Below are 13,090 nucleotides of genomic sequence, written 5' to 3'. Positions count from 1 at the left end.
AATATCTTGGCGGACTCCGCCGACATCGCACACCCGGGGTTCACCTTGCGGCTCTACGCTTCGGCCATGCTGTTGCGCGAGAGGACGTCACGTGAACTCGTGGTCGAGACCGACCGCGGTGCGGTCTCCGGCGTGCGCCGTCACGGAACCCGCGTCTGGCGAGGCATCCCGTATGCGGCCTCGACAGCGGGCGAGCACCGGTTCCGGGCGCCGCGACCGGCCGCGGGGTGGGAGGGTGTGCGCGATGCGACACACTACGGACCGGTCGCCCCGCAGAAGCGCAAGGGACAGTTCATCGGTGCTGCGTCGCGCCTGCAGCGCAGCGAGGACTGCCTGAGCCTCAACGTGATCGCGCCCGGCGAGGCCGAGCCGGCGGTCCGATCGGCGCGATCGGGCCGGCCGGGTTCGTCGGGCGACGCCGGTCGCCCGGTCATGGTCTTCATCCATGGCGGCGCGTACAGCGTGGGTTCGTCGGGGGAGTACCCGCCGCAGGGCGAGCGCCTCGTGCGGCGGCACGGCGTCGTCTACGTGAGCCTCAACTACCGTCTCGGTGCGCTCGGCTGGCTCGACTTCCGCGCCTACTCGCGCCCCGAGCGCCCGATCGAGGCGAACCTCGGGCTTCGAGACCAGGTCGCCGCTCTCGACTGGGTGCGCCGGAACATCCGTGCCTTCGGCGGCGACCCCGACCGCGTGACCCTCTTCGGCGAGTCCGCCGGCGCCAATTCCGTGACGACGCTGCTCACCGTGCCGGCCGCCGAGGGCCTCTTCCAGCGGGCGATCGCGCAGAGCTCGCCAGCGGCCGCCGTGTACCTGCCCGAGGTCGCCCAGCGCTGGGCCGGTGAGTACGTGCAGTTGCTCAGCCGGCTGGTCGATGATGACGACCTCGAGAGCGAGTCGGTCGAGGATGCCGCGGCGATGCTCGTCGCCGCGGATCCCATGCTGCTCGCCGAGGCGACGACGGCGCTCACGATCCGCACCCCAGACGAGAACCCGGGCACGATCAGCCTCGCCCCGGTCATCGACGGCGAGTTCCTCCCGCATCGTCCGCTCGATGCGTTCCGCGACGGGCTCGCCCACCGGGTACCCCTCATCATCGGCACGAACGACCGCGAAGGTTCGCTGTTCGAGGGCCGCATCGACATCCTGCCGACGACGAAGCCGCGCATCCGCGCGATCTTCGCGAACACGAAGAAGAAGGCACGCAAGGCGATCAAGCGCCAGTACCCCGGCCTGCCCGAGCGTCGCCCCGCGGCCGACTTCGCCGGCGACTTCACCTTCTGGTTCCCGAGCGTGAAGGTCGCCGAACGCCACTCCCGGTACGCCCCGGTGTTCGCCTACCGCTTCGATGCGGCGCCACGGATGCCCCGGCTGCTCGGTCTTGACGCGACGCACGGTCTCGAACTCTTCGCCCTGTTCGAGAAGTTCGACACTCCGGTCGGCGTCGGCCTCACACTGCTCGGCGGGCGCCGGATGTTCCGGGCCGTCGGGCGACGGATGCAGGCGGAGTGGGTCGACTTCGCGGCATCCGGCACCCCCGGCCCCTCGTGGCCCGGCTACGACGAGCTCGACCGTCGCACCCTCATCGTCGACCGAGAGGATCGCGTCGAGCTCGATCCGCGGCGCGAGAAGCGACTCGCATGGCAGGAGTTCGTGCCGCACGTGTGAGCGCCGAGGCAAGGCACGTGTGACCATCCAGGCAATGTAGGACGTCCGCCCCTCTGTAGGACACAGAGGGGCGTCGGCGTCCTACCAAGTGCTCACTGTCCTACCGAGCCGTGCGCCGGCGCCTGAGCGTAGGCTCGAACCATGCTCGCCACCGTCATCCACGCCGCCCGCGACATCCGTGTGGAAACCGTGCCCGACCCCGTGCTCTCCACGGGCGGCGACGCGATCGTCAAGGTCGTTGCTGCGTGCGTGTGCGGTTCGGACCTCTGGCCGTACCGCGGCATCACGCCGACGCGCGAGCCGCATCGCATCGGCCACGAGTTCATCGGCGTGGTCGAAGCAGTGGGGCCGGATGTCGCGGTGGTCGCCGTCGGCGACTTCGTGATCGCCCCCTTCTACGTGTGCGACAACACGTGCGTCAACTGCCGCAACGGCGTCTCGACCTCATGCCTGAACGGCGGATGGTGGGGCGGCGACGACCGTCATGGCGCGTTCGCCGACGGCGGGCAGGGCGAGCGGGTGCGGGTGCCGCTCGCCGACGGCACGCTCGTCGTCGTGCCTGGGCCGGTCGCCGATTCCGAGGTGCCCGGCCTGCTCGCGCTCTCCGACGTCATGGGCACGGGGCATCACGCGGCGGTGTCGGCAGGGGTCGCTCCCGGCGACTCGGTCGCCGTCGTCGGCGACGGAGCTGTCGGGCTCTGCGCGATCATCGCCGCGAAGCGGCTCGGCGCCACGACGATCATCGCGATGTCGCGGCATCCCGACCGCCAGGAGCTCGCCCGTGAATTCGGTGCGACGCATGTGGTCGCCGAGCGCGGCGTCGAGGGCGTCGCACGGGTGAAGGAGCTTACGGGTGGCATCGGCGCCGATCGCGTGCTCGAGTGCGTCGGCACCAAAGAGTCGATGGACCAAGCCATCCGTTCGACCCGACCCGGCGGCATGGTCGGCTACGTCGGGGTGCCGAACGGCGGCCCTGAGCTGCCGGTACGACCGCTCTTCGACCGCAACGTCGGCGTGAACGGCGGCGTCGCGCCCGTGCGCGGCTACATCGAGGAACTGCTGCCCGACGTGCGCTCGGGCGCGATCGAACCCGGCCGGGTCTTCGACCTCGAGCTGCCGCTCGCCGAAGCCGCCGAGGCGTATGCCGCGATGGACGAACGGCGCGCGATCAAGGTGATGCTGCGCCCGTGAGCTGAACCGGCGAGCGGATGCCGCAGGCTCAGCCCACAGCGCCTGCCACAACGCCTGCCGCAGGCTCGCCTCACAACGCCTGCCGCAGCCGATGCCGCAGCATCTGCGATTCCGCACGACCCTCTTCCGGGGTGCGCCCTCCGTGTGCCAGCATGGCGGACAAATCCGCCACAGAAGGAGGGTATTCATGCCACGGATCAGATCGATCGCAGCGGGCGCCGTACTCGCACTCGCCGTCACTGCACTTGCGGCCGCGCCGGCAGGGGCAGCCACATCGGAGGCGACGAGCGAACAGGAGTTCGTCGTGCTCTTCGCCGAGGGAACCTCGAGCGAGCAGGCACGAGTCGCAGTTGAAGCAGCGGGCGGCACCATCGTCGGTGAGAACACCGACGTCGGCGTCGCAACCGTCGTCACCAGCGAGGCCGGCTTCGCCGAAGCAGCCGCCGAGCAGGGGGTCATCGAGGGCACCGCGAAGAATCGCGTCATCGCCGGCGTGTCCGACGGGCACGCCTCCGATACGAAATCGCGCAAGGCCGATGCCGTCGAAACCGAAGGGCGCACCGAAGCCGCCGCGCCGTCGGCGCCGGCCGCCGACCGGCACGGCACCGGCCGGCCAGGAGAACCGCTCGCCGACCTGCAGTGGGACATGCAGCAGATCGGCGCGACGATGGACGGCTCCTACAAGTGGGAGAAGGGATCGAAGAAGGTGCTCGTCGGCATCCTCGACACCGGCGTCGACGGATCGCACCCCGACATCGCGCCGAACTTCAACGCGAAGCTCAGCCGCAACTTCACGGTCGACGTGCCGTTCGACGCGAACGGCGTCGAGGTCGACGGCCCGTGTGAAGACGAAGCCGACCAGTCGTGTGAAGACCCGGCCGATGTCGACGAGAACGGGCACGGTACGCACGTCGCCTCCACGATCGGCTCGCCGATCAACGGCGTCGGCATCGCGGGTGTCGCACCGAACGTGACGCTCGTGAACCTGCGCGCCGGTCAGGACTCGGGGTACTTCTTCCTGCAGTCATCCGTCGACGCGCTCACCTATGCCGGCAAGAACGGCATCGACGTGATCAACATGAGCTACTACGTCGACCCGTGGCTGTTCAACTGCACGAGCCACCCGGCCGACTCGCCCGAAGACCAGCAGGAGCAGCAGACCGTGATCACGGCCATGCAGCGTGCGCTCGACTACGCACGCGCCAAGGGCGTGACGCTCGTCTCCGCGGCAGGCAACGGGGCGACCGACTACACGAAGGCGATGAGCGACGCGTCGAGCCCCGACTTCGCCGATGTGCCGGGAGAGGTCGCGTACACCCGCGACCTGCTCGACCCGGCGACGTGCACCTCGATGCCGTCAGAAGGCGATGGCGTGGTCTCGGTGTCGAGCACCGGCATCTCCGAGCGCAAGGCGTACTACTCCGACTACGGCAACGGCTACATCGACGTGGCCGCGCCGGGCGGAGACGTGTACGACACGGCCGACAACACGCGCGACGTCACGAAGGGCGCGCTCGCCGCGTACCCGAAGTCGCTGGCCGAGGCGAACGGCGAGATCGACGAGAACGGCGAGCCGACCGTCGACTACGTCGTGAAGAGTTGCGATAGGGCCGGCGCGACGTGCGCGTACTACCAGTACTTGCAGGGCACGTCGATGGCATCGCCGCACGCAGCGGGTGTCGCAGCGCTGATCGTCAGCAAGTACGGCCTGCCCGACCTCCGCAAGGGGCTCCACGGCAAGTGGCTCGCACCGGCGGTCGTCGAATGGAGGCTCGCGCAGAGCGCGGTCGACACTGCCTGCCCGGTGCCCGCGGAGTTCACCTACACACGGCACACGCCGGCGGGCGCCACCCTCACGGCGACGCACACCTGCGAGGGCGACGGTTCACCGAACGGGTTCTACGGCAAGGGCATCGTGAACGCGATCGCGGCCATCGGCCGCTGAGCGGTCGCACTGGTCGCTGAGCGGTTGAACTGAACGGGGCGGATGTCGCGGCGACGCGGCATCCGCCCTTCGTGTGCTCCCGTCAGGGGCGGGTGAGCTCCTCGCGGATGCCCGCGACGAACGCGTCGATGTCTGCCTCGCTGGTGTCGAAGCCGCACATCCAGCGCACCTCGCCGCGCGCGGCATCCCAGTCGTAGAAGCGGAACCGCTCGCGGAGCCGGTCGGCGACGCCCGTGGGCAGCGTCGCGAAGACGCCGTTCGACTGGGTCTGCTGCGTGAAGCCGAGGCCGGGCAGCTCGCCTGCCGCGATGCCCGCGTCGAGCGCGTCGCGGAGGCGGCGGGCCATCGCGTTTGAGTGGCTCGCGTTCTCGAGCCAGAGGTCGCCCTCGAGCAACGCGATGAGTTGCGCCGAGACGAAACGCATCTTCGACGCGAGCTGCATGTTGAGTTTGCGCAGGTACTTCAGGCCCTCGGATGCCTCGGTGTTCAGCACCACGATGGCCTCGGCGCCGAGCGCACCGTTCTTGGTACCGCCGAAGCTCAGCACGTCGACCCCGGCGTCGCGCGTGAATGCTCGGAGCGGAAGGCCGAGGGTGGCGGCCGCGTTCGAGAGGCGTGCGCCGTCCATGTGCAGCTTCATGCCGCGCTCGTGCGCGTGGTCGGCGATGATGCGCACCTCGTCGGCCGTGTACGCCGTGCCGAGCTCGGTGGTCTGCGTGATCGAGACGACGAGCGGCTGCGCGCGGTGCTCGTCGCCCCAACCCCACGCCTCGCGGTCGATGAGCTCGGGGGTGAGCTTGCCGTCTGGCGCGGGCACGGTGAGCAGCTTGATGCCGCCCACGCGCTCAGGCGCGCCGCCCTCGTCGGAGTTGATGTGCGCGGTACTTGCCGAGATCACGGCACCCCAGCGGGGGAGCATCGACTGCAAGCCTGTGACGTTCGCGCCGGTGCCGTTGAAGACGGGGAACGCCTCGATGCCCTCGCCGAAGTGCCGCGCGAACACCTGCTGCAGGCGCTCGGTGTAGACGTCTTCGCCGTAGGCGACCTGGTGGCCGTCGTTGGCGGCGGCGATGGCCGCGAGCACCGCGGGGTGCACGCCCGAGTAGTTGTCGGAGGCGAAGCCGCGGAGGGAGGTGTCGTGGAGCTGTTCAGTCACCGAACCATCCTCTCACCCCTCTCACCTGCGCCGAGAGTGCAGTTGATGTCGCTATTCGCAAGGGAATCCGGCATCAACTGCACTCTCGACGACAGCGGAAGGCCCGGTGTGCGCGAGGGGAGCGGGCTCAGCCGCGCAGCGCCTCGGCGAACGGCACCCGCGCACCCGTCTTCAGCAGTGAGCTGCGGTAGATGCGCTCGCCGATCACGACCGCGAGCGCCGTGGTCGCGACGAGCAGCACGAGCGAGACGATCGGCTCCCACCACTCGGCCTGTCCGAGGAAGATCCGCATCGGCATCCCGACGGGCGCCGAGAACGGCACGTAGCTCATGATCGTGAGCACGACCGGGTTGTCGTTGAAGAAGATCACGAGGAAGTAGGGGATCATCACGAGCATCGTCACCGGCGTCGTGACCGAGCCGATGTCTTCGGCGCGCGACACCAGGGCGGCGCTCGCGGCGAAGAGCGCGGCGAGCATCACGAATCCGATCGCGAAGAACACCACGAACCAGATGACGGATGCCCCGAGCACGCCGAGCAGCACCTGCTGGCCGCTGAGCATCAGCCCGAGGATCGCGAGCACCGCGATCGCGAGGATCTGCGAGAACGCGAGCACGCTGTTGCCGATCACCTTGCCCGTGAGCAGCGCGCGCGCCGACACGGCGGAGAGCAGGATCTCGACGACGCGGGTCTGCTTCTCCTCGACGACCGATTGCGCGATCGTCGAACCGAACGTGATCGCCGACATGAAGAACACGATGCCGAACCCGAACGCGACGAGGTAGGCGAGGCCGGGATCGACCGCCGGTGGGTCGAGCAGTTCGACCGTCGGATTCACCGAGAGCGCCGAGAGGACCGAGTTCGGCGCCGAGTCGAGGCCGATCACGACGACGCCGAGCGGTTCGGATGCCGCGGGGGCGACGATCGCCTCGACGTCGCCGTCGCGCAGCATCTGCTCCGCCGCATTCTGATCGGCCGCCGGCACCGCCTCGAGCGACTCGTTGCCCGCGACGACGTCGGTCGCTCCCGCGATCACGGCGACCCTCGGCGACTCCGACTGCCCGCCGAAGATGCTGCCGAGCACGACCGAGGCGAGCACGCCGAGCATGAGTATGCCCGTGGAGATGAGGAATGCCTTGCTGCGCAGGCGCATCGTGACCTCCCGCCCCGCGACGAGGTTGACGCTGTCGATGAAGCTCGGGGTGCGGCGTTCGTCGCCCCCCGTTGGTCGAGTAGGCGCGCCGGCGCCGTATCGAGACCTGGTGCCGGGTCTCGATACGCTCGCTTCGCTCGCTACTCGACCAGCGGTGTTGTCCGGTCCGGTGCTCACAGCACGACCTCCTTGAAGATCTGGGCGAGCGTGGTGTGCTCGCGGGTGAAGCTCACGACTTCGCCGCGGGCGACGGCTTCGGTGAGTGCGGCCTGCCGAGCGGCATCCGTCTCGGCTTCGAAGACGGCCCAGCCGCCGTCGAACTCGGCGACCCGGATGCCGGGCTGCTCCCGCAGCCAGCCGACATCGCCCGAGGTGAGCAGCTCCCACCGCTCCGAGCTGTGCTCGGCGCGCAGGGCGTCGCCGGTGCCGGCGGCGGCGATGCGGCCGCCGGAGATGATGACGAGATCGTCGCAGAGCCGCTCGACGATGTCGAGCTGGTGCGAGGAGAACAGCACGGGGGCACCGGATGCCGCAGCATCGGCCAGCACGCCCTGCACCGTCTCGACGGCCATCGGGTCGAGGCCCGAGAACGGCTCGTCGAGGATGAGCACCTCGGGCTGGTGCACGAGGGCAGCCGCGATCTGCGCCCGCTGCTGGTTGCCGAGCGAGAGCGACTCGATGGTGTCGTCCGTGCGCTCGCCGAGGCCGAGACGCTCGAGCAGTTCGATGGCGTTGCGGTGCGCGGCGGCGGCGGTCCAGCCGTGCAGGCGGGCGAGGTAGACCGTCTGCTCGAGCAGGCGCATCTTGGGGTACAGCCCGCGCTCTTCGGGCATGTAGCCGAAGCGGCGCCGGTCGACCTCTGTGACGGCGTCGCCGCCGAGGGTGACGGTGCCTTCGTCGGAGGAGAGCACGCCGAGGATGATGCGCATCGTCGTCGTCTTGCCTGCGCCGTTGCCGCCGACGAAGCCGGTGAGGCGGCCGTCTCCGACGGTGAAGCTCACGTGGTCGAGGGCGAGGCGCTCGCCGTAGCGTTTGGTCACGTCGTTGAGTTCGAGCATGGCTTCACGCTACGGATGCCGCGTGGCCGGGGCATCCGTCGCGTGACGGGTCTTGCTCGCGCCCGCATGCCGGCGGCTCCGTCACGAGGGGGAGACGGTCACGGTCGGGCGCGCCGGATGTGTGCGTTCAGGCGAGGGTCGAGAGCGGGCGCCCCTCGAAGATCGTGCGCAGTGCGACCGTCGTGCTCACCCGCACGGGGTGGGTGGAGCGGATGCGCACGAGCAGCTCATCGAGCTCGGCCGCCGTGCCGACCCTGGCGATGGCGAGATGACTCGCGTCGCCCGAGGTCGCGTAGCAGGATTCGATCTCGGGGTGCCCGACGAGAAGCTCGCCGAGATCACCGTCGGGCGCCGGTCCGGTGAGCGTGATCTCGAGGAATGCGGTGAGGGGCACGCCGACGGCCTGCGGGTCGATGACGGCGCGGTAGCCGCTGATGACCCCCCGCTGCTCGAGCCGCTGCACGCGCGACTGCACGGCGGAGGTCGACAGGCCCGTGAGCGTCGAGAGGGTCGTGAGCGTCGCCTGACCGTCGGCCGCGAGTGCTGCGACGATGCGCAGGTCGATGTCGTTGTCGAGTTGTGCTGTCGCGTTCGGCTCGCCCATTCGGTCCACCATAGTGTCCGGTTCATGCACCGCGTTCAGATCCGGCGATCCATGAGATAGGGTTCAGATGTTCAGCCTGGAGCAACGGAGCCCGGCTCGACCCACCCGAAGTGCGGGCGACTCCCTCCGCCGAAAACGGCAGTTTCTGCTCCAGGCCGATTGTGTTGCCTTCCTTCGGCAGATTTCCGATGAGAATCATAAGTTCTCGGAATTTCATCAGCCTGTTCACTGGACAGCCGGATTGCTGCCGATCGGTAAATTCTGATACGAATCGCATCTTGGTAGTTGACTATTCATCGCCCCATCATGTTCTCTTGCTAGAGATTCGAGTTCCGCACCACATGTCCGACTCCAGCAGCGAAGGAATATGAAACGTATGCGTGCTACCCCAACCCCCAGGAATGGAAGGTCGCGGCGTGGGTTCCCCGTCGTTGCGGCCGTCTCTCTCGCGGCCTGTCTTGCGATCGGGCCCGCGGCGACCGCGTTCGCCACTCCGCTCGCAAGCGACGCGACGCCGTCGGCCTCGTCGAGCGCCGATGCGAAGATGCTTCGCATCGCGACGGCCGGCTTCGTCGACACGTTCAACCCGTTCATCTCGATCTACCTGACGCCGACGAACGTCATCCGCTACGTCTACGAGAGCCTCGTGCAGAACGATGCCGAAGACGGCTCGCCCACCGAGGGCCTCGCTGAAGAGTGGGAGGCCAGCCCTGACGGCATGACCTGGACCTTCACCCTGCATGAGGGCATGAAGTGGTCCGACGACGAGCCGATCACCTCCGCCGACGTGAAGTACACCTACGAGTCGATGATGAACGACCCGATGCTGGGCACCGCCAACGGCAACCTCGTGTCGAACTTCGAGAGCGTCGAAGCACCCGACGACCTCACCGTCGTCATCAATCTGAAGACACCTCAGGCGCCGAATCCCGGCTCCGAGATCCCCGTGCTGCCCGAGCACATCTGGGCCGAGGTCGACGACCCCACGACCTTCGAGAACGACGCCGATGTCGTCGGCTCCGGCCCGTACACGCTCGAGAGCTACTCGGCGAACCAGTCGATCACCCTGAAGGCGAACCCGAACTTCTGGCGCGGCGCCCCCAAGATCGACGGCATCCAGTACGTCTACTACACCAACTCCGACGCCCAGATCCAGGCGCTGCGCGCTGGCGAGGTCGACCTCGTCACGGGGCTCACCGACACCCAGATGAGCGCACTCGAGGGCGAAGAGGGCGTCACGACCCAAGCGGGCACCGGTCGTCGTTTCACGTCGATCAGCGTGAACGCCGGAGCCGAGACGCCCGAGGGCGTCGCCTACGGCACCGGCAGCCCCGCACTCAAGGAGCTCGCGGTGCGCGAGGCGCTCCGTCTCGGCATCGACATGGAGTCGCTGCTGAAGAACGTGCTCGGCGGCTACGGCGCTCCCGCGACGAGCTTCATCCCGAGCGCGTTCGAGAAGTGGCACCTGCCCGACGACGACGAGGCGATCGTCTCGTTCGACCCCGACGCGGCGATCGCCAAGCTCGAGGGTGCGGGCTGGGTCGCCGGTGCCGACGGCATCCGTGAGAAGGACGGCAACCGCCTCTCGATCCGACTGCTCGCCGACGCGGAAGACATCGTCGAGATGTCGACCGCCGAGTACCTCGTGCCCTGGATGGCCGACATCGGCGTCGAGCTGAAGCTCGAGACGACCGACACCGACACCATCTCCGATCGCACCTCCGTCAGCGACTACGACCTGTACTTCTCGGGTTGGAGCGTGAACCCCGATCCCGATTACCAGCTCGGCCTCAACCTGTGCGCATCGCGACCCGACGCCGAGGGCAACGGCGCGACGAGTCAAGACGGCTACTGCAACCCCGAGTTCGACGCCCTCTATGCCGAACAGCACTCGGAGCTCGACGAGGGCAAGCGCGCCGAATTGGTGCACGACATGCTGCGCATGCACTACGAGGATGTCGCGCAGATCACCCTCTGGTATGGCCAGGCGCTCGAGGCCTACCGCTCCGACCGCTTCACGGGCTACACGACACAGCCCAAGGAGAACGGCATCATCGCGAACCAGGCCGGGTACTGGGGCTACCTCACGGTCGAGCCGGTCTCCGATGAGGCCTCTTCGTCGACAGGCGACTCCGGCCCGGCGATCGGTCTCTGGATCGGCCTCGGCGTGCTCGTCGTGGCTGCCGGTGTCGTCGCGATCGTGATCGTGCGACGTCGAAAGACCGCGGGCGATCGCGAGTAGTCGGACAACGCAAACCCGGTCGGATGTCGCCAGTGGCGGCATCCGGCCGGGCGACCGATGTCGGGCGCCAAGAGAAATCGGGCGCAAGTGAAGGAGGACGGAGCGCAATGACAGACACGATCACCCCCGTGAACGCGGCGGTGCACGACGAGAAGCTCGCAGAGGAAGCGCCGGCACGCTCGTCGTTTCTGAGCTACCTCGGCTCCAAGCTGGGCGGGGCGCTCATCAGCCTCGTCATGGTCGTGCTGCTCGGCTTCTTCGCCTTCCGGGTGCTGCCGGGCGACCCGGTGCGACGCATCGCGCAGGAACGCCCGATGAGTCCCGAACAGATCGCCGAGCTCCGGCGCCAGTACGGCCTCGACAAGCCCGTCACCCAGCAGTTCATCGACTACCTCGTCAACATCGTCACCGGCAACCTCGGTCAGAGCTACGTGTACCGCACCTCGGTGAGCGAGCTCATCGGGCAGTACATCGGTCCGACCCTGCTGCTGACCGGCACCGCCGCGGTCATCGCAATCACTCTGGGGCTGTGGCTCGGCCAGCGTGCGGCATGGCGCAACGGCTCGCTCTTCGACAAGGTCGCCACCGGCACCTCACTCACCCTGTGGTCGGTGCCCACGTTCTGGCTCGCGCTGATCCTGCTCATGGTCTTCGGTGGCACGCTCCGGTGGTTCCCGACGGGTGGTATGTCCGCCCCGGGCCTCGAGCCGGGCTCTTTCGCCTACGTCATCGACGTCGCCCGGCACATGGTGCTTCCAGTGGTCACGATGGTCGCGGTGGTCTTCGCGCAGTACCTCATGGTCATGCGAGCATCGCTGCTCGAGGAGAAGTCCTCCGACTACCTGACGACGGCGCGCGCGAAGGGGCTGCGCGACGACCTCGTGCGTCGTCGGCACGCCGTGCCGAACGCGCTGCTGCCCACGGTGACCCTCGTCTTCATGCACATCGGCGGGCTCATCGCCGGAGCCGTCACCGTCGAGACGGTGTTCTCCTGGCCCGGGCTCGGCAAGCTCACCTACGAGGCCATCAGCGGCCCCGACATGCCCCTGCTGCAGGGAACCTTCGTGGTCTTCTCGACCATCATCATCGTCATGAATCTCATCGCCGACCTCATCTATCGGCAGCTCGACCCGAGAGTGAGGCGCGCATGAGCACCACCGAACAGGCGCGGCCGGCCGCCCAGCTCACGACCCGGCAGGTGGCCGGTCGCCGGCGTCGTGCCTCGGCGGCGAAGCTCTGGCGCGAGTTCCGCGCGAGCGCATCGGGCATGTCGGGGCTCATCTTCCTCGGCGTCGTCATCCTTCTCGCGATCCTGGCCCCGGTCATCGCCGACCGCTCGCTGCTCGACGTCACGCAGCTCACCGACCAGCCGAGGTTCGCCCCGCCATCGTGGGAGCATCCGATGGGCACCGACCATCAGGGTCGCGAGCTGTGGGTCCGCATGATCTGGGGTGCGCGCACCTCGCTGCTCGTCGGCGTCGCCGCGACGGCGATGTCGATGGTCATCGGCACCCTCGTGGGCATGGCCGCCGGCCACTTCACCGGCGTCACCGGCGGCATCATCATGCGCTTCGTCGACTTCTTCCTCGTACTGCCCTCGCTCGTGCTCGCAATCGTACTGTCGTCGGTGCTCAACCGCGGGGTGCTCACGATCGTGATCGCCATCGGCGTGACCTCGTGGGCGAGTACCGCCCGCCTCGTGAGAGCCCAGACCCTCGCCGTCGAGGCCCGCCCATACGTCGAGCGCTCCCAAGTGCTCGGCGCGGGGCACTGGCACATCATCGGCAAGCACCTCTTCCCGGCGGTGCTGCCGCTCGTGCTCGCCAACACGACCCTCACGGTCGGTTCGGCGATCATCGCCGAGTCGACGCTCGCCTTCCTCGGCCTTGGCGACCCGACCCAGCAATCGTGGGGCACCATTCTGAAGGACTCGATGGACGTCTCGGCCGCGACGAGCGGCTACTGGTGGTACGTCGTCATCCCGGGTCTCGCGATCGTGCTCGTGGTTCTGGCGTTCACCCTCGTCGGGCGTGCGTTCGAATCCATCGTGAACCCGACCCTCAGGAGCCGTTGATC

At 68.3% G+C, this 13,090-nt stretch carries 10 protein-coding genes; 6 read left to right on the top strand and 4 right to left on the bottom strand.

Translation table 11 applies throughout. The annotated features are described in order from the left end of the window. Positions 1 to 6: 6 nt before the first annotated feature. The 3 genes from AC1C2T_RS02640 to AC1C2T_RS02630 all read left to right on the top strand — a co-directional run bounded on the left by AC1C2T_RS02640 (position 7) and on the right by AC1C2T_RS02630 (position 4,801). Positions 7 to 1,665, top strand: coding sequence for a carboxylesterase/lipase family protein (locus AC1C2T_RS02640; protein ID WP_495384148.1), 1,659 nt, complete (start codon positions 7 to 9; stop codon positions 1,663 to 1,665). 141 nt (positions 1,666 to 1,806) lie between these two features. Continuing rightward, positions 1,807 to 2,856 carry a zinc-dependent alcohol dehydrogenase family protein gene (locus tag AC1C2T_RS02635; protein ID WP_495384147.1) on the top strand — a complete coding sequence of 350 codons (1,050 nt, stop codon included), beginning with the start codon at positions 1,807 to 1,809 and terminating at the stop codon, positions 2,854 to 2,856. 187 nt (positions 2,857 to 3,043) lie between these two features. After that, positions 3,044 to 4,801: a S8 family serine peptidase gene (locus AC1C2T_RS02630; RefSeq protein ID WP_495384146.1), complete on the top strand. Its 1,758-nt coding sequence runs from the start codon at positions 3,044 to 3,046 to the stop codon at positions 4,799 to 4,801. Positions 4,802 to 4,883: 82 nt separating this feature from the next. Here AC1C2T_RS02630 and AC1C2T_RS02625 read toward each other — a convergent pair whose 3' ends face one another. The 4 genes from AC1C2T_RS02625 to AC1C2T_RS02610 form a co-directional block, all read right to left on the bottom strand. Beyond that, the gene (locus AC1C2T_RS02625; protein ID WP_495384145.1) at positions 4,884 to 5,957 is read right to left on the bottom strand and encodes a threonine aldolase family protein; all 1,074 of its coding nucleotides are present in this window, start codon (positions 5,955 to 5,957) and stop codon (positions 4,884 to 4,886) included. Between the two features lie 127 nt (positions 5,958 to 6,084). Then, the gene (locus tag AC1C2T_RS02620; RefSeq protein WP_495361982.1) at positions 6,085 to 7,149 is read right to left on the bottom strand and encodes an ABC transporter permease; all 1,065 of its coding nucleotides are present in this window, start codon (positions 7,147 to 7,149) and stop codon (positions 6,085 to 6,087) included. A gap of 134 nt (positions 7,150 to 7,283) precedes the next feature. Beyond that, on the bottom strand, positions 7,284 to 8,168 hold the full coding sequence (locus AC1C2T_RS02615) for an ABC transporter ATP-binding protein (protein WP_495384144.1): 885 nt from the start codon (positions 8,166 to 8,168) through the stop codon (positions 7,284 to 7,286). 127 nt (positions 8,169 to 8,295) lie between these two features. After that, positions 8,296 to 8,772 carry an Lrp/AsnC family transcriptional regulator gene (locus AC1C2T_RS02610; protein WP_495384143.1) on the bottom strand — a complete coding sequence of 159 codons (477 nt, stop codon included), beginning with the start codon at positions 8,770 to 8,772 and terminating at the stop codon, positions 8,296 to 8,298. Between the two features lie 376 nt (positions 8,773 to 9,148). Between AC1C2T_RS02610 and AC1C2T_RS02605 the strand changes: the two genes are divergently transcribed. The 3 genes from AC1C2T_RS02605 to AC1C2T_RS02595 all read left to right on the top strand — a co-directional run bounded on the left by AC1C2T_RS02605 (position 9,149) and on the right by AC1C2T_RS02595 (position 13,088). After that, complete coding sequence (locus AC1C2T_RS02605) at positions 9,149 to 11,014, top strand: ABC transporter substrate-binding protein (protein WP_495384142.1); 1,866 nt, start codon at positions 9,149 to 9,151, stop codon at positions 11,012 to 11,014. A gap of 107 nt (positions 11,015 to 11,121) precedes the next feature. Then, complete coding sequence (locus AC1C2T_RS02600; protein ID WP_495361767.1) at positions 11,122 to 12,165, top strand: ABC transporter permease; 1,044 nt, start codon at positions 11,122 to 11,124, stop codon at positions 12,163 to 12,165. Continuing rightward, positions 12,162 to 13,088, top strand: a complete 927-nt coding sequence (locus AC1C2T_RS02595; RefSeq protein ID WP_495384141.1) for an ABC transporter permease — start codon at positions 12,162 to 12,164, stop codon at positions 13,086 to 13,088. The genes AC1C2T_RS02600 and AC1C2T_RS02595 overlap by 4 nt, the downstream gene beginning before the upstream one ends. Positions 13,089 to 13,090 lie beyond the last annotated feature (2 nt).

The sequence above is a fragment of the Agromyces sp. Y558 genome, assembly GCF_059445415.1.
Note: the sequence above shows the minus strand (reverse complement) of the source record. Positions and strands in the feature narration are given on the sequence as shown.